Annotated in this window: 16 protein-coding genes and 1 pseudogene; 8 read left to right on the top strand and 9 right to left on the bottom strand. The window is 37.8% G+C overall.

The features are described 5' to 3' along the window. The 3 genes from B2107_RS20465 to B2107_RS20455 are packed head-to-tail and all read left to right on the top strand — an operon-like array spanning position 1 to position 4,839. A complete protein-coding gene (locus B2107_RS20465) occupies positions 1–1,500 on the top strand; it encodes a Y-family DNA polymerase (RefSeq protein ID WP_293957612.1) in 1,500 nt (499 codons plus the stop codon). A 2-nt stretch (positions 1,501–1,502) separates the two neighbouring features. Continuing rightward, on the top strand, positions 1,503–4,643 hold the full coding sequence (locus B2107_RS20460; protein WP_293957610.1) for an error-prone DNA polymerase: 3,141 nt from the start codon (positions 1,503–1,505) through the stop codon (positions 4,641–4,643). A 58-nt stretch (positions 4,644–4,701) separates the two neighbouring features. Then, a complete protein-coding gene (locus B2107_RS20455) occupies positions 4,702–4,839 on the top strand; it encodes a hypothetical protein (protein WP_293957609.1) in 138 nt (45 codons plus the stop codon). A 59-nt stretch (positions 4,840–4,898) separates the two neighbouring features. Here B2107_RS20455 and B2107_RS20450 read toward each other — a convergent pair whose 3' ends face one another. Next, positions 4,899–5,618 (bottom strand): MFS transporter, encoded by a 720-nt coding sequence (locus B2107_RS20450; protein ID WP_293957608.1) that lies wholly within the window; start codon positions 5,616–5,618, stop codon positions 4,899–4,901. After that, complete coding sequence (locus tag B2107_RS20445; RefSeq protein ID WP_293957607.1) at positions 5,558–6,214, bottom strand: MFS transporter; 657 nt, start codon at positions 6,212–6,214, stop codon at positions 5,558–5,560. The genes B2107_RS20450 and B2107_RS20445 overlap by 61 nt, the downstream gene beginning before the upstream one ends. Positions 6,215–6,227: 13 nt before the next feature. Between B2107_RS20445 and B2107_RS20440 the strand changes: the two genes are divergently transcribed. Next, positions 6,228–6,518, top strand: coding sequence for a winged helix-turn-helix transcriptional regulator (locus tag B2107_RS20440; RefSeq protein ID WP_293957606.1), 291 nt, complete (start codon positions 6,228–6,230; stop codon positions 6,516–6,518). Between the two features lie 91 nt (positions 6,519–6,609). Here B2107_RS20440 and B2107_RS20435 read toward each other — a convergent pair whose 3' ends face one another. Beyond that, positions 6,610–7,602, bottom strand: a complete 993-nt coding sequence (locus B2107_RS20435) for a 2-hydroxyacid dehydrogenase (RefSeq protein WP_293957605.1) — start codon at positions 7,600–7,602, stop codon at positions 6,610–6,612. Between the two features lie 298 nt (positions 7,603–7,900). Between B2107_RS20435 and B2107_RS20430 the strand changes: the two genes are divergently transcribed. Together B2107_RS20430 and B2107_RS20425 are read left to right on the top strand one after the other, a co-directional pair. Then, positions 7,901–8,281 (top strand): response regulator, encoded by a 381-nt coding sequence (locus tag B2107_RS20430; protein ID WP_293957604.1) that lies wholly within the window; start codon positions 7,901–7,903, stop codon positions 8,279–8,281. A 52-nt stretch (positions 8,282–8,333) separates the two neighbouring features. Next, entirely contained in the window at positions 8,334–10,550 is a 2,217-nt protein-coding gene (locus B2107_RS20425; protein ID WP_293957603.1) for a DUF4838 domain-containing protein, read from the top strand. A 208-nt stretch (positions 10,551–10,758) separates the two neighbouring features. On the opposite strand, the gene B2107_RS20420 is transcribed toward B2107_RS20425, so the two are convergent. From B2107_RS20420 to B2107_RS20415, 3 genes are all read right to left on the bottom strand, one after another. Next, on the bottom strand, positions 10,759–11,787 hold the full coding sequence (locus B2107_RS20420) for a threonine aldolase family protein (protein ID WP_293957601.1): 1,029 nt from the start codon (positions 11,785–11,787) through the stop codon (positions 10,759–10,761). 422 nt (positions 11,788–12,209) lie between these two features. Continuing rightward, positions 12,210–12,608 carry a DUF2809 domain-containing protein gene (locus B2107_RS21985; RefSeq protein WP_409529655.1) on the bottom strand — a complete coding sequence of 133 codons (399 nt, stop codon included), beginning with the start codon at positions 12,606–12,608 and terminating at the stop codon, positions 12,210–12,212. Positions 12,609–12,625: 17 nt separating this feature from the next. After that, positions 12,626–13,141 (bottom strand): hypothetical protein, encoded by a 516-nt coding sequence (locus tag B2107_RS20415; RefSeq protein ID WP_293957600.1) that lies wholly within the window; start codon positions 13,139–13,141, stop codon positions 12,626–12,628. Positions 13,142–13,245: 104 nt separating this feature from the next. Between B2107_RS20415 and B2107_RS20410 the strand changes: the two genes are divergently transcribed. Beyond that, complete coding sequence (locus tag B2107_RS20410; RefSeq protein WP_293957598.1) at positions 13,246–14,070, top strand: hypothetical protein; 825 nt, start codon at positions 13,246–13,248, stop codon at positions 14,068–14,070. Here the strand turns inward: B2107_RS20410 and B2107_RS20405 are convergent. From B2107_RS20405 to B2107_RS20390, 3 genes and pseudogenes are all read right to left on the bottom strand, one after another. Continuing rightward, positions 14,057–15,409, bottom strand: coding sequence for a GH1 family beta-glucosidase (locus tag B2107_RS20405; RefSeq protein ID WP_293957597.1), 1,353 nt, complete (start codon positions 15,407–15,409; stop codon positions 14,057–14,059). The genes B2107_RS20410 and B2107_RS20405 overlap by 14 nt on opposite strands. 276 nt (positions 15,410–15,685) lie before the next feature. Continuing rightward, a pseudogene (locus B2107_RS20400) lies at positions 15,686–16,280 on the bottom strand (SIMPL domain-containing protein). Positions 16,281–16,617: 337 nt separating this feature from the next. After that, positions 16,618–17,124, bottom strand: coding sequence for an RNA polymerase sigma factor (locus B2107_RS20390; RefSeq protein WP_293957594.1), 507 nt, complete (start codon positions 17,122–17,124; stop codon positions 16,618–16,620). A gap of 357 nt (positions 17,125–17,481) precedes the next feature. Here B2107_RS20390 and B2107_RS20385 point away from each other — a divergent pair, with 357 nt between their 5' ends. Continuing rightward, positions 17,482–18,201: a hypothetical protein gene (locus B2107_RS20385; protein ID WP_293957593.1), complete on the top strand. Its 720-nt coding sequence runs from the start codon at positions 17,482–17,484 to the stop codon at positions 18,199–18,201. Positions 18,202–18,207: the final 6 nt, after the last annotated feature.

Below are 18,207 nucleotides of genomic sequence, written 5' to 3'. Positions count from 1 at the left end.
ATGAAAAAGAGATTTGCGTCATTATGGTTTCGTTATTTAAAAACAGATTGGTTTACTGTGTGTAAACCACAATTGCAAGATATTCCCTTTGTTTTGTCGATCGCAGTTCAAGGAAAACTGATCGTTAGTGCGCATAATTCACTAGCAGAGCAAGCGGGCGTATATTCAGGTATGGCCATAGCGGATGCGCGGGCATTTGTTCCATCACTTAAAATTATCCATGAACAAGCAGGACTGTCTGAGAAATTGCTGCATTTTATAGCTGGTTGGTGCATAAGATATACACCACAGGTTTCAATAGATGAACCCGACGGGATTATGTTAGATATTAGTGGTTGTGCCCATCTTTGGGGCGGAGAATTGGCCTATTTAACACATATTGCCTCTACATTTAAACACCATGGTTATACTGTTCGCATAGGTATTGCTGATACCATTGGTGCCGCTTGGGCGATAGCGCATTTTGGAGCTGATGATAGTATTATAAGAGAACAGGGCCAATTGGAGGCTCTTCTGCCTTTACATCCAGCAGCATTACGATTGGAAGATAGTCAATTGAAGAGGCTGCAAGCGCTTGGATTACAATCCATAGGAAGTTTTGTTCACATGCCCCGGACAGTTTTGCGTAGAAGGTTTGGCGCTAGTTTGCTGCTTCGCCTAGATCAGGCTATGGGATTAGAGGACGAATTTATTACTCCTATAAAGTCTATTTTACCGTATGAAGAGCGTTTACCTTGTCTTGAACCAATATGTACACCAAATGGTATTGCACTGGCTTTAGAAGATTTAATAAATAAATTGTGCAAACGATTGTCGGCAAAAGGTAAAGGATTACGTACAGCCAAATTAAACTGTCATCGGGTAGATGGAAAAATAGAGACAATTACTATTGAAACAAGTCGTGCTACAGCTCAGGTAAAACATATTCTTCAGTTATTTGAACTAAAAATTTCACAAATTGAACCCGCATTGGGTATTGAATTATTTACGCTGGGTGCATCCAAAGTAGAGGAAGTAGATCCTGTTCAGGAAATTCTTTGGGACAATCGAATTGGACTAAAAAGTCCATTGGTTACCCAACTTTTAGATCGTTTAAAAAGCAGAGATTCCAGTTGTGAAATACTACGATATGTTCCATCTGCACACTATTGGCCTGAACGATCCATAAAAATAGCTGCTTCTATGGATGAGGTCGCATCTGCTGAATGGCAAACCGAGCGTCCACGTCCGACACGACTGTTAAAGGTTCCCGAGCGTATTATAGTCACAGCACCTATACCCGATTATCCTCCCTTACTGTTCCGTTATAAGGGAGATAGTTATACTATCAGAAAAGCAGATGGTCCCGAACGAATTGAGCGTGAATGGTGGATTGATCCAGGTGAACATCGGGATTACTATGCCGTGGAAGATCTAGAAGGCCGGCGGTTTTGGCTGTATCGATCTGGACATTACGGCGGACAGGAAGATGAATGGTTTTTACATGGCTTTTTTGCATAAAGATGAATTATTGTGAATTACAGATAACAAGTAATTTCAGTTTTCTCGAAGGTGCCTCGCACCCCGAAGAATTGATTGAACAGGCGGCTCAATTGGGGTATCATGCTGTCGCAGTAACTGACCGTAATAGCCTTGCTGGTATTGTTCGTGCACATGTAGCGGCTAAAAAAGCCGGTGTACGGCTTATTCCTGCCTGTCGCTTGGACCTACAAGATGGCCCTAGTTTACTCGCTTACCCGACAGATAAAGAAGCGTATGGTCGACTTTCAACATTGTTAACCGTTGGGAACTTAAGGGCTGAAAAAGGCAAATGTGAGTTGTATAAAAAAGATGTATTTCAATATGCTGAGGGAATTATGTTTATTATTTGTCCACCTGAAAAATTGGTGGCTGGTTTTGAGCTAGATTCTTTTTTTATTGAATTTGTACAGCAATGTCAACAGTTCCTCCAGGGCTTTCTTAGTCTAGGTATTAAAAAACTCTATCGTGGAGATGATTCAAAACTATTGTTTAGAATAAATCAACTTGGTAAACAATGCGATATTCCACTTGTTGTTCTCGGCGATGTATATTATCATATACCTGAAAGGCGTGAATTGCAGGATATTTTAACATGTATCCGTCAAAAATGTACTATACAAACTGCTGGGTTCAATTTGCATCCCAATGCAGAACGCTACCTAAAGTCAATCACTGAAGTTGAACGTTTGTTTAGGGGGTATCCCGAGGCTATCGAACAGAGTGTAAAAATTGCAAATGCTTGTCATTTTTCCTTAGATGATTTGAAATATGTATATCCCGATGAGTTATCTTCTAATGGGCGAACGACGCAGGAGGAATTAACCTATCTAACTTGGGAAGGAGCCAAGAAAAAATTTGACGGTGATATCCCCGATAGCATTCGGGAAACGATTCAAATGGAACTTGATTTTATCGAGCGTAAAAATTATGCTTCTTATTTTTTGACGGTATATGATTATGTTCGATTTGCCAAAGAAAAAGGAATTTTATGTCAGGGGCGAGGTTCCGCGGCAAATTCTACGGTTTGTTACTGTTTGGGAATTACTTCGGTGGATCCCTCTAAATATAGGCTTCTTTTTGCACGATTTATGTCCGATGCCCGCGATGAACCACCAGATATAGATGTCGACTTTGAACATGAACGTCGTGAGGAAGTAATCCAATATATTTATGAGAAATATGGACGCAATCGAGCTGCCATTGTGGCTACAGTTACACAAGTACGTTCAAAAGGAGCTATACGTGATGTTGGTAAGGCCATGGGACTATCTTTAGATGCTGTAGGGCGTTTAGCAGGCATAGTAAGTAGCCATTGGGATGATGTTATCAATTTAGAGCGTTTAGTTGAACAGGGCTTTAATCCCGAAGACCAGCATCTGAGAAAAGTGCTGGAGTTGACGTATCAATATATTGGATTTCCGAGGCAACTGGGCCAGCATACTGGTGGGTTTGTAATTACACAAGGTAATTTACATGAACTCTGTCCTGTAATAAATGCTCGAATGGATAATCGCACCAATCTCGAATGGAATAAAGATGATTTGGAAGCACTCGGTTTTCTGAAAGTAGATGTATTGGCTTTGGGAATGTTGACCTGTATCCGAAAGGCTTTTGAACTCGCAAGAAAACATTACGGAAAAGAGCTTACACTCGCCGACATTGGAGCCGAGGACGATCCAAAGGTTTACGATATGATCTGTCATGCAGATACCTTAGGTGTATTTCAGATTGAAAGCCGGGCCCAGATGTCGATGTTACCCCGATTAAAGCCTAAAAAATTTTATGATTTGGTGATTGAAGTGGCTATAGTACGTCCGGGACCTATACAAGGGGATATGGTGCATCCCTATTTACGTCGTCGAAATAAAGAAGAAGAAGTTGATTATCCTAGTCAAGAGATCGAAGCTATTCTTGAAAAAACTTTAGGAGTTCCTCTTTTCCAGGAGCAGGCCATGGAAATTGCTATAGTTGCAGCAGGATTTACACCTGCGGAAGCCGACGAATTGAGGCGTAGTATGGCAACATTCAAATCCAAAGGGCAGGTATCTTCCTTTCACCAAAAAATGGTCGATGGCATGGTCAAAAAAAACTATTCAGAAGAATTTGCCAATCGAGTCTTTAAGCAGCTGGAAGGATTCGGAAGTTATGGCTTTCCAGAGAGCCATGCAGCATCTTTTGCATTACTAGTATATGTGTCCTCATGGCTTAAGTACTATTATCCAGATATTTTTGCTGCATCCTTATTGAATAGTCAGCCGATGGGCTTTTATCAGCCCGCTCAAATTGTTATTGATGCACAGAAACATGGTGTACTGGTACATCCTATTGATGTAAATCATTCAACTTGGGACAATACGTTAAAGGGTGAGATGGGTAAACCACATGCCCTTCAATTGGGGTTACGCCAAATTAAAGGATTTTCCATGGAAGAGGCCGCCGTGCTAACTACTGGTCGGCACAATGGCTATTCATCCATTACTGCAATGATGGACGTTGGATTATCGCCTGCTACCTTAGAAAAGTTAGCGCATGCAGATGCGTTTAGGTCGCTGAATATGGATCGTCGACAAGCACTTTGGGAAATTACAGCATTAGGTGATCGGCCAATTGAATTATTTAAAGGGCAAGCTTCTGAAAGTATAACCGAGGGACAGATCCAGTTACCATTGCTTACGGAAAGTCAGCATGTGGTTGCAGACTATGCAAAAACATCGCTATCCATTAAAGCACATCCGGTGAGCTTTTTGCGAGGAAAGCTAGATCTTCTCCATGTAGTGCCGACAGCAAAATTGGGAGGGATAAAAAATGATATGCCGGTAAATATATGTGGATTGATTACCGTTAGGCAACGTCCAGGAACCTCTAAAGGTGTTTTATTTATCACCATTGAAGATGATACAGGTTTTGCAAATATTGTGGTTTGGAGTACTGTGTTTGAAAAATATCGGAAAGAGATCCTTCGGGGAAAGCTCCTTATGGTCGCTGGTAAAATTCAAGCTGAAGGAGAAGTTATTCATGTCATTGCGCAACGTTGCTTTGATATGTCTGGCTTGCTAATGGATTTAACAGCAGAAAATGATAATGCTGCAGGCGTATTTCATAAAGGAAGAAATTTTCATTGATCTCTCATTTATTTATGATAATTCGGCCATGGAGGGTAAGCATGCTTGCGTAACTTGAATGATATTAATTTTTTTTCTGCGTAATGCCTATGATTTTTATTTGCCCAGCGGTTCTGGTCAATGGGAAGCGAGCCCGCTGAGCATGTCCATTCCCTATGATTATGCTTTGGTAAACAAATATAAGGCAATGGAGTAACTACTTTAATTTTCTGCAAGATATGGTAAGTATAATGCTAACCTAAATTATGTTCTATTTTACTTATTAGAAGGTAAACATGCTACTGCACACACGACAATCAACAGCAATATGACCGATAGTGACATTGAGTAGCCATAGGATGAGGAGATATGCTGCCAACTCAAAAAAATGCTTTCTTTTTGATGGAGAAATACACCAACAATACAAGCAATGCCTAGGCATATCGATAATTGTTGTATGGTAAGATATACGGCAGAGGCGTCAGCAATAAATCTCTCATTGAGATCTTTTAAAGCAAGTGTCATTAATGCGGGCAATACACTGCCACAGCCAATACCATAAAAAAAGAAGAGTGCATGTAATTGATCATTATCTAAAAACTGTGTATTGAAAATAAAAAGATGAAACAACAAGCCCAAAATCATAATTCCTAATCCATTAAGAATAACTATTTTTCCATAACGCTGTATTAATCTACTTACAATAACGCTAGCGAGTACATAACCTATGCCTTGGTAAATAAAGGCAATTCCAGTCATTGTAGACGTATAATTTTTTTGATTTTGAAGGTAATTGGAATTAATGATAAAGTAGGCATCCTGAACCATATAATAAGCTAATGCAACGAGAAGCCCTATGTTGAAAATCCGATTTTTGAATAGGAAGAAATTTAGTAGGGTAGGATAACCTCTTTGTTGTAGTTCTCGTTGCTTTTTTAGAAACAATAAAACGAAAAAAGTGTTCCTCCCAACAGCAATTGTGACCACAATGGCCATTTCAACTCCGGACCCATGATTAATAGAAAAATTATCCCCATCAAAAGTGCAAACAATGTTAGCATTGGCATAAAAGAGATCGAAGACTTTACACTGGAATCATCTTTAGGCGTATACCGATAAACAGCAAAGAAGGCGAGAAATCCAATAGGCACATTGATTAAAAAGATAAGGCGCCAGCTATCGTTTATCCAGGTTTGATCGTTGAGTATTCCACCCAATAACTGACCGATCACCGAAGCAATACCCGCTATACTTCCATAGATGCCCAATGCCATGGATCTCTTTTCTGGATTTTGAAATAATAAAGTAATCAGTGCAATACCTTGTGGAACCATCAATCCAGCACTAATTCCCTGGGCCAGCCTTCCGAGCAATAAGGCGTAGAGATTGCTTGAAACACCACATAGAAAAGAAGCGAGGGTAAAACCGGCCATTCCAACTAAATATAACTTTTTCTTTCCATAGCGATTTCCGGCATTTCCGGCATAAATCAAAATACTTGCGTAACCAACAATATAAAGTACAATAATCCATTGCGTATCACTATTACTTAAGTGGAGCGCATGCTGAATGTTCGGAAGGGAAACATTCAAAATAAAAAGGTCTATGACGAAAAGAAATACAGCAGTTGAATGGAAGGTACTGCTCATTAAAGCTATAGCGAAACAATGTCCCAAAAGATTTGGTGAGCTTAGGCGTGAAATGGAAGATTTGGCGCAAACGACATTGACTGTCCAGTTGCGTGAGCTCGAACGTGACGGAATTTTATGTAGACAGATTTATGCCGAATCTCCGCCACGGGTAGAATACAAACTCAGCGAGTTGGGAAAAACTTTATTGCCGGTCATCGAAAGACTTGATGAGTGGAGGGCAAGTTACCAGAGCGAAAGGGGATAGATAGAAAACGAATATAATAATCGAATCAATTCCAACTGTTCTTTTGAGCACGTATATACGGGGATGATTTATAATGCTTACGACGTCTTGTTTATAGCAAGACGTCTTCATCAGTGATTCCTTTAGATAATAAGTCGGAAATACTCCGCAGTGTTCTTTGAGAAATTTCTGTTAACGCTTCAGTGGTGAAGAAAGCCTGATGTGCGGTTACCAAAACATTAGGATAACTCATTAATAGTTGTATGGTCTCATCTTCAATAATTGTCGTTGATAAATCTTTAAAAAACAATTTTTCCTCTTGTTCATACACATCAATACCCAGTAATCCGATTTTGCGCTCTTTAAGCGCTTTGATAACGTCATTAGTATTAATTAAGTTACCTCTACTTGTATTAATGATTGTAACCCCATTCTTCATCTTATCCAATGATTCCTTATTAATCAAATAGTGGTTTTCAGGAGTGAGCGGACAATGTAGCGAAATGATGTCTGACTCCTTAAAGACTTCATCCAACGATTTATAATCGACCCCTTTTGCTACAAGCTCAGGATCTGGATATAAATCATAGGCAATGACATTCGCGCCAAACCCTAAGGCTATTTTGATAAAAGCCTTTCCAATTTTTCCAGTGCCAATTACTCCAATCTTTTTCTGATAAAGATTGAACCCCAAAAGTCCATGCAACGCGAAATTTTGTTCCCTAACCCGATTATAAGCTTTATGCGTTTTACGATTTAATGTCAATAACATGGCCATTGTATGTTCAGCAACTGCTTCGGGAGAATAAGCAGGAACTCGACACACTTTTATTCCAAACTCCCGTGCCGCTTCTAAATCAACATTATTAAATCCCGCACAGCGCAAGGCTATCAACTCAACACGTTTTTCAGCAAGTACTTCGATAACTTGTCGGTTTAGTTTATCGTTGACAAATGCACAGATTACCTTCTCGTCTTCAATAGCATTCACAATGTGTGGCCCTAGGTGCGTCTCATAAAAATTAAACTGAAAACCATAAGTACTATTTTCTTTTTCAAAGAATAACTTGTCATATGGTTTTGTGGAAAAGAAGGCGATTTTCATAAATTGTTTTCTACGTATTAGTATAATATAAATATACAGTATAAATTATTAATTGGGATATACACAAGCGGTTTTATTTCGTCCATTCACATTAAACTATCGAAGTAGAGCCTTAAGACTATTAAATAATAAGTTGAACGATATAGTGGTGAATACAAGAAACCAACACGCTAAAGCATGCTATGAATTGAAATTAATGCTAGATAATTTTTTGCGGTCTTGTAGTTGTGTGTCTACAACGACTTCTGTTTTTTTTTCTAAACTTTGTAGGACTATGAAGCACTAAAATTAAAACCCTATGAAGAACGAAAAGAAGAGAAGTCTTGTTATTGAAGATAATGAGATTTTATTGAGCACGATGCAGTTTGTTCTTTTAAGGGAGGGCTATGATCTATTACTTGCAAATTCTGGGAAAGATGCGCTCTCGATGGTTTTCGACGATAGCCTTGATTTAGTCATAACAGACTTATCATTACCTTTCGCAAACGGTTTCGAAATAATCGAACGCATTCGGAAAAGCAATACGAATAATCAGGTACCAGTCATCATTATTTCGAGTTTCCGTGACGATAATAGTATTTCAGAAGGATTTAAGGTAGGCGCCAATGATTATATTAAAAAGCCTATTTCTCCGCACGAGCTGATATCACGTGTACGGCTAAGGATAGGTCATGCTTAATCAAGGGTTGTGAGTGATTTTGCTCGCATCTATCCGTATAATAAATTTCAATATGATGTGGAAGTGTATTTTAGGTCTATTTTCATTGGTAACGATAGTGCAAGCACAAGAGCGAATCACATTAGTTGAATATGGGAAAACAGATTATATCATTCAAGCGGATATAGACAATCCTGTTTCAATGCAAGCCGCGGGTGTTCTCAAATCTTTCACAAAAGAAAGTACGGGTGCAGACTATGCTATACAAGCTAAAGTTGATGTTTCGGATGCTATTATTTTGGAAAGCCTACCCATAACGGAGTCCTTTCCCGAGGATAGTTATTCTATTGATGTTGTGGGAAAGACTATTTGGATTAAGGGAAGTGGTAGAGGAGTGTTATTTGCGGCATACCGTTATGTAAGGGATATCATTGGTGGAAGAAAATGGTATGTAGGTAATGAAAACACCTATATTCCTAAGTCTACTAGTTTATATGTAGCTGCAGATCTAAAAATTCTTTCAAAACCAAGTTTTCAGTATAGAGAGGTCTATTTCCCAGTAGAACTGGATCAGGAATACATGGATTGGTATGGTCTCCATTATCTGGAAGACAAGTGGGGGGATTGGGGACACACTGCCAGTAAAATACTGCCACCATCGATTTATTTTAAAAGTCACCCCGAGTATTATTCGCTATTTGATGGGAAGCGCCAGCCGGCTCAGCTTTGCCTCTCTAATGAAGATGTCTTTACACATACTGTTGTTTACTTTAAGCGCAGGATGCTTGAAAATCCGAACGCTATTTATTGGTCTATTGCGGCTAATGATGACAGGGGAAGCTGTGCGTGCGATCGTTGTCAGGCTATAAATATGCGAGAAGGGGGACCGCAAGGCTCATTAATACACTTTGTGAACCGGGTAGCCGCAATCTTTCCAGATAAAAAATTCACGACATTGGCTTATCTTGAAACGGCTAATGCACCTGCACATTTACGAGTTGCAGATAACGTGTCGGTTATACTAAGTAATATTGATGCTTTCCGGAAAAATGATATCACTGTTGAAGCCTCGGCTGCAACTTTCAGAAGGCAATTAAGCGCTTGGAAATCCAAAGCTAAGCATGTCTTTGTATGGGATTATTTGACCCAGTTTACCAATTATCTTGCACCTTTTCCAATTCAAGGGACAATGCAGAAAAGTCTACATTATTTGAAAACACAAGGCGTAGAAGGCATTTTTTTACAGGGTGGTGGTGCGACTTATAGTGATATGGCGGAGCTAAATGCCTATGTTTTGGCCAATCTTGCCTGGGATACGGACGTTCGCTCAGAAGATCAATTAATGAATGAATTTATCGAGGGCTATTACGGTAAAGCCGGACCTTTTGTGAAAGCATACCTTAAACAGCGAAGAGGTCGTTTGCCGGGGCCGTCCTCTGCTTTGTCGATTTATGGAAATCCAATTGATAATAGAATTGATTTTTTAAGCCCAGAAGCCATGGATCAATATAGGATGTTATTAGAAAAGGCAGAAACTGCCACTAAGGATAACCTCTTATTGGCATCACGCGTTAAACGTATCCAATTAGGGCTGGATTACACCTATTTACAGCAAGCAAGATTTTATGGCTTCCATGATCGCGGTATATTTGTGCGGGATGGTAATCGGTGGGTAGCGAAACCAGATGTAACGCGCAGGGTCGCTCAATTTGTTGAAGATGCCAAAAGGCTAGGGGTAACAGAACTCGCCGAAGCTGGAGCATCGCCGGACAGTTATGCAAAAGAATGGAGTGACATCTTCAATGCCGGAGTTAGAATAAATAAAGCTTCAGAAGCAAGTATCACATCGAAAAATCCATTTGACCCATCATTCCCAGCAAATGGGTTAAAGACACTAGCGGATAGCGTTCCGGGCTATTTGGATTATAGTTACAATTGGCTATTGTGGAATGGTAAGCCAATGGATATTACTTTCGACTTTAAACAACCAACACAAATAGATACAATCGAACTCAATTTTCTGAAAGATGCCCGGCATTGGATATTTCCACCAAAGGAATTACATATTTCGCTCGCTATAAATGGTAAAGATTTTCAAGAAGTATCCGTTCAGAAGCATGCATCCATGAAAGAAGATTATAAGGTGGATAAAGTTCGATATCAAACATTAATAAATAGTAAGGTTACTGCTATTCATATTTATGCTGTCCCGTATAGAAAATTACCGCTATGGCGAAATCATCCCACAAAGCATCCACTGATGGCGTGTGATGAAATTTGGCTATATTGATCTTATGAAATACTTAAATTAAGTTCCAATTGTTTTCGATATGGTTGTTTATTGTTGCAACACTCGTGGGTGCTATCGCTGCAGCTGCGGTATGGCTAGTTTTGGAGCCCAAAGTTTAGTTGATTCCACTTTTATTTAACGAGTTTTATAGGCAGGAATCTACGTATTAAACTCGTTAAATGAAAGTAGAACGTTGCTGGCAACAAAACTATCTGAAATTCGATAGGTCAGCAATAAAGTTCAAAACCTGTTCCTCTTCGGTAGCCCAAGAAGTAATTAGGCGAATAGCAGCATTATCATGATCTATTTCTTTCCAAATGTAAAACTGATATTTTTGACTCAATGCCTGAATGAGCGACTTTGGTAAAATAGGGAATAGCTGGTTTGTGGTGGAATCAGTTAAAAACGAGTAGCCCTTTTCTTTAATTGCTTTAGTGATTTGCATTGCATATGAATTTGCTTTTTGCGCCAGTTGAAAGTACAGATCATCTTTAAACAATTCGAGAAACTGTACGGATAACACGCGACCTTTGGCAAGTAAGGCACCTTTTTGTTTGATCGCATAATCGAAATCCATCGCCAATTCGGGCTTATTGAAAATGACAGCCTCACCTAAAAGCGCACCGTTTTTTGTACCTCCAATATAAAATACATCACAATATTTTCCAAGATCTGATAGCGCTAAATCATTGTTTACCGCTGTCAATGCATGTCCTAAACGGGCACCATCCAGATAGAGTAGCAAGTGATGTTGCTGACAGCATCCGAATAACGCCTGTAGTTCTACCAAGGTATAAATTGTCCCAATTTCTGTAGAATTTGAAATATAAACTATTCGTGGTTTTACCACGTGTGGCGCTAAAGCATGTTCTTTCAATGTTTTTATGATATCGTCAGGAGTTAATTTTCCACTTATAGTTTCTATGGTAATAACTTTATGCCCGGTTGCTTCAATAGCACCAGTTTCATTGGCAGATATATGTCCAGTCTTTGCACTAATCACGGCTTCATGAACGCGTAAGAGAAACGATAGTACCAATAGATTGGTCTGTGTCCCTCCAGATAAAAAATAGACGCAGGCTAGTTCATTAGCTATCTTTCTCCTGAAAATGGATTTTGCCTCTTTAGCATATTCATCATCTCCATACCCAGATTGCTGTATGAGATTTGTTTCAATAAGTTTATCTAAGATGCGGGGATGCGCCCCTTCTGAATAATCGTTTTTAAAACTATACATAAATTTATTTTTTAGTTGACCTGCTCTTAACTCTTTTGTTCTAATTGTTACTAATATTAGCAATGAATTTTGGCCGAATCAAAAGTATAAATACATTGCCGTTTTTCAATGATCTTGACATTGAAAAAGATTTCTTTATATACCACTAAAACGGCATTGTAAAAATGAATGACTAAATTGGCTAGTGGTTGCTAATCAAATTTTTATCTATATGGAATTATGAAAAGAGTTGTATTTGTTGGAAGTATCTTGCTGGCATTTGAAATGGGCTATGCTTTCAATACCGCTAAGCATTTGACTATGGTAAATTTGTTCATATCATGGATATTGAAGGAAACAAAATAGAGCTTTGGCAACCGAATGATATGGTTTACGAAAATATGGGAATTGATATGGGAGTAACAACTATAAAATAAGTTATTTTAGTCACGTTCAGTAAGAACCGATTTTAACTTGAGATGCCAACCGAAATCGAGAGACGTAGCTGCGATAGCCCCCAAACAATAAGCGATTAGATCTGACCATACGAATCCCTGGCCAAATACAAGACGTAACAGCATATTGGTTCTGATCCATAAAAAGAACGGAGATTGTATGAGTTGTAAAAATTCGATCGTAAAACAGCATACAACAGTGATGATGCTGGAAAAGAGAAATGAATTTTTAATTAATATAAAGCGTGATAGCCAGTAAACCATCACAGCATAGAGGACATCACCGCAGATCGGTAGTATTGCCCCTATTTTTCGGGACAACAGACCGAGAATGATAGTGGCTATGGCTAGGAAAAGGTACTGAATATTTGTAATTTTTTTCAACACGATACTAGGTGTCTGGTTTATTGCCTTAAATAGGAGACCGTTGGAACAACATTTCCGAAAATCTTCTTGTTTCCTTTTGTGGCTACAAATTCACCCTTTTGCGCTATCGTACTGGCAATTGAAAAAATCACAATGGTGTCGGTTTGAGGATGTATTGTAGCGAGTAGTTGTTTGTTTTGATCAAATATCTGAAGCTGGTTGACCAGCGTTTGGTTGATTTCCATGGAATGAATTGTCGCTAGTGGAATAGTTTTGAAATCTTTTTTCGAGTTCTTAATGGATAAATTCTTACTGTCAACCTGTATATCGATCTTAGGATTGATGAATTGTAAGAGGATAATCAATGGTCCAATTACAACTACCGCGACCAATATGCCTAAACCTTTCGTGGAACCAAAATTATTTGCCGCATCAGCAAGCCCATTTATACCACCAAAAAAGACATAAAGAAGCACAAATACTACTGCTAAATAACCTGATCCGAAGATTAAACCCTTTTTTATATTATGTGATTTAAATTGAAAAGTCTTCATAAAATGCGCATTTAATTTTTCGATGTTTTTTGTTAAAGATATTTATATTTATGTAATCAGACTGATTAGGTATACATTTTTTTTTTATTTTATCATAGGCAACATTGGAGAATATCATTGAGATTAAGCGAGTTAATTTGTTAAAGAAGTCAGATTATTTTCTATTATTGAATTATACAGTATTCACAACCCTTGGGATTGTGAGTATATTTTGGGATTGGCAAGCAAGCATTGGGCCTTTGATAGTTACGATTTTGATTTTAATAATCATTCGCAAAGTAGATATTTGGTCCTATATAATCTGGTTTATTTTTGGATTTATTAGTTTAAGCTTTTTTTTATCATGGATATTTAATCTGTCTTTCGGCATATTTTTGCTCCAAACTGCTTGTTTTACAGCGGTTAAGCCTGCGATTTCTACATTCAAGGGAATTGGACGTGACCGTACCGATATTGTATTTTCGTTAAATTCTACTGAGTTTATGTGTCTATTGCCAGAAAACAATGATTACAAAGGGTACGCAATGAATCCCATGGGCTATAGAAAGTGGTTTAAGATAGCTGACATTATCTCTGTAAAACGTGATCGACAAAATTTAGTGATTGCTTTAAGGGAGCGCCTCATTCGTCCTCGTGAACTTAACACAGAGGATGTAGACCTCATCCTAAATTTTTTCCAGGCGCGCATGCCGCATCTCACCAATACTCTTGAACCGGAAAGTGTTCGCCGAGAGGAGGAAAGAATAGATTGGGTTAAATTAACGTTTATTGCTATACCCGCTATTTCCGCGGGACTTGCAATCTATTTTTTTGCCGATAACGGAAGAAATTTTTATAGTACAATTTTGGTCGTTTTTTTAGCAATACTTGTTGCCGTGGTTTTATTAAAGATTATTAATCAGTCTAATCACACTACTAAGAATGACTAGCGTTGTCATTTAAGAAATTTGCATACCATTGTCCGGAAGATTTTATAATACGCATTTGATTTTTGAAATCAACATACACCAGTCCAAATCTTGGACGATAGCCCTCTGCCCATTCAAAATTGTCAAGAAAGGTCCATACAAAATATCCTTTAATATTTACATTTTCCTGTTTTGCACGATAAACTTGCTTTAAAGCGTCTTGTAAATAGTTAACTCTTTTTGGATCATGAACGATACCATTTTCTACTTGATCGGCAAACGCAGCTCCATTCTCAGTGACGATCAAAGGGGGCATATTAGAATATGAACTAAATTTTTTAAGCATATAGTAGATGGAAGCTGGGTAAACCTCCCAATTCATTTCGGTCATTTCAACTTTACGCTTTTTCGCAGATACTATTTTCGCTCGAAGATAAGGAACAAACATTGCGTATCGTATAACTTCCCGTGTATAATTTTGTACCCCTATGAAATCCATGTTAAACTTCAAATCTTTTTCATCATTCACTTGAATATACTTTTCGATTCTATTCAGGATTTTAATCTCTTCTGTAGGATAGCCCATACCTAAAAGCGGCTCTATAAAGAGACGATTTAGCAAAACATCTGCTTTTTTTGCCGCTAAGATGTCCTTATCTCTTGAAGAAAAAGGTTCTACATGAGAACAGGAGAATGTGGTGCCAACATGGCTATCAGCTTGTATTGATTTAATGATTCGCCCTCCATGTGCCTGTGCTAAAGCAGCATGATGGACTGCAGCCAAAAAATTGCCCAAGCCTCTTCTTTCCGGAGCATGTACACCAAAGAAATAGCCCGCGGCAGTGAAGACAGAAGGCTCATTGAGCAACATCCAGTTCTTGACACGATCACCATAGGTTTGCACACATTTGGAAACGAATTCTCCAAACCAGTCTTTCACCTCACGGTTTACCCACCCACCTTTTTTCTCTAATGCATGCGGTAGATCCCAATGATACAATGTAATCCATGGAGTAATTCCAAGTTCAAGAGATAGATCAATTAGGCGGTCATAAAAATCCAGACCTCTTTGATTTACTTCGCCTATTCCATTTGGAAATATACGGCTCCATGATAAAGAAAATCTGTAATTGGGAATATGCATTCCCTTCATTAGATATAAATCCTGGTCATACCGATTGTAAAAATCACAGGCTTCATTGCCATGTTGATTTTGGAATACGCGATTCCTTTTTTTTACGAATACATCCCATATTGAAGGTCCTTTACCGTGCAGGTCGTGAGCCCCTTCAATCTGGTAGGCAGCTGTGGAAACTCCCCATATAAAATCTTCGCCAAAGGCGTCTTTGGTTAAAAGCATGTATGATAATATGATTATTGGACCTTAATCTCATTCTTTGAAACCATTAAGTTTTGTAAAATCTTAACGGTGAATAAAATGAACTGAATTGGCCCAAAAAGATTCTAAATAAAATCCGCCCGACAAAATAGCTTATTGTTTTCATAATACATACGTTAACCCCTTTTAATTTTATTTCCTATCGTTCTATAAAATAACACAACTTTTATAAAGTCGATGTAAACGAAAGATTAAATGATAGTACAATAAGTGATTCGATCAGCTGGGAAAAAAAAGCTATTTAATTTCAAATTCCGTAAATATCGTTCTCTTAAATTCTAAAACTTCTGGTGTAATTTTGAAGCCATCACCACCATATCCCTTATTGAATGTCTCTAAAGCCATTCCTGTCCGATATTGATTTGATTCGTTTGACACGGTCCCATCATTGGACAAGTACAAAAGTTTCCCGATTTTAATATCAGCCCTCGAAGCAAGTTTTTTTGCAGATTTTAAAGCATCATCATACGCAATGAGGTCGGCTTCTCTCAAAATACTGTCTGCTTTAGAATGGTCAAAAGATATAGACCCAATTCCACTTATTTTAGTTTCTAATAGTTTTCCTGTCAATTCTGTGAATTTAGATAAATCATGTAAAACGAAATCGATCGTTTGCTGCGCTTGGTAACCTACAAATTTATTGGTATTGGCAACATATTGATAATCTTTGTTAGCCGAAACACTGCTAGTTTTAATATCTTGTTTGTCATTTCCGTATTTTTTTCAGCAATGCTAATACTGTGTCGACAGTCGCTTGCGTTTCTCTTACAGCATCTACCATCCTTGGTTTTGTAAAAGACGTATTGATTGTCAAGGTTACTTGATCAGGCATAATTCGGATCTTTCCCTCACCACTTACACGAATTCTATTCGGATTCTCATGAGCTATTTTACCGCAGGAAGATAAAAATAAGCTTCCGCTTAAGCCTATTAGAAAAGTATAGATTAATAGCTTTTTCATACATTTTAATGTTCAATATGATGTTTATAATTAACTAATTGCCTAAATATAATAAATATATAGGAATACCTATCGGCAAACATCACTTGAAGGAATAGGTTGCGGGAATAAATTGAATAGGCTAATAGAATAGTTTTTATAGAAATGGCCAGAATTTCTTCCGGCCATGACTACTTTGTGAACTGTTTTTTTTAATGGATCGATTATGCTAATCAACGCTCTTTGAATAAATCTTGAGCTGCTTTTGCAATGACTTTCTAGCCATATGTATCCGTGTCTTGACTGTACCCTCAGGAATCTGAAGATGCTCAGCGATCTCATAATACTTAAATCCTTCTAAGAACATTACAAAAACATTGTAATAGTCTTTCGATAGACTGTTTAATGCGTGTTGAATATCCGATGCCACAAAATTACTCTCTCCACGATTTGTTGCCATGTCGTTTCGATAGCCAGTGCTGATATATTCACTTCTATAATTCTCCAGTCGTTTATTACGTGTATATTGATTGATATACGTATTTTTCATAATGATATAGAGCCATGACATCAACTTAGGATGCTTCAGAAACTTTTCGATAGATGCTAGTGACCTAACCATGGTTTCCTGCACCAAGTCCTCCCGCTCATCTGGATCATTTGTAAATTGCGCTGCCAAATATTTTAATGTAGGTCTTTTTTCCTTAAAGAGTTGATCGATTGTTGTATTTTCCATTTTATCAAATTTTAAGTGTCTATCTTGTTGAATTTACTGCAATTAGGATGCTAGAAAATAGTACTAAAAATAGTAGCTGTACTGATTTTTAAGTCATGGTTATGGTATGTTTTATCTTTAAACAATTGTAAATCAAATTTTTAAATTGTGATTTTGTGTCGCCAACGTATTTTAATTTGTCTATTTTGCTTAAACAATAAGTGTTTTCCTGTTTAATTTCCCCTTTTTATCTACTGCTTATACGTATTTATACGCAGTGTATTAATTTGTACATTTTATTTAAAGAAATAGATATTAATTTTTAAAACTGTTGCCCTATTTGGATGGTTATAGGTACAACATGACGTGGAAAGCAATATGGGGAACGACAACAAAAAAATATATTTTGACATATCGGAAGGAGCGAAAGAACAGTACGAAAGTTTTGAAGATCATTCGGAATTGAAGCAGGCATGGGATGGTAGTCAGGAGGACTTCTATAAATTGATTATCAAAAACCAACAGGATGATCTTGGAAAAATAGGACGGTATTTCCGAGATGAATTGGCTCAGGAGCTTTATGGAATGCGTATATCACTTCAAAATTTTACAAATCGCTATGGTGATTTCGAAGAATTACGTAGTTTACGTGATTCACTTGGGACGTTGGTTATAGAAATTCGCAATAAAGCAATTTTACTTTACAATCCGATCTTAAATGACTTAGGAATTTTTCATGCAGTAGATGAGTTGGTAGGGAGTTATAAGAATCAATCTGGTTTTACAATTGATACGTTACTTGATCCACATTTGAGCGAGTTGGACCGCGGGACGCAAGTCCATCTATTTAAATTCATAACGGCGTTATTTCAATATTTAAATGATGAGGTAACTGCTAAGGCTATTGCGGTATCAATACAGGTGATTGAATGTGAGATCTTAATCAAAATTTCTCCCTTTTTTAGACAGGGAGATGCATTCTCAAAAAAACCGGCTGTAAGTAATCCTATGCGTTTAACAAAGATTGCTGAACTTTACAATGCACGCATTATGAATGATACGCTGACGACCGGTATTATAATTAAATTGACTATTTAAACAGAT

This window comes from Sphingobacterium sp. UBA7855, assembly GCA_002500745.1.
Classification (GTDB): domain Bacteria; phylum Bacteroidota; class Bacteroidia; order Sphingobacteriales; family Sphingobacteriaceae; genus Sphingobacterium.
The sequence above is the reverse complement of the archived record's forward strand: the minus strand, read 5'-3'. Positions and strand labels throughout refer to the sequence as shown.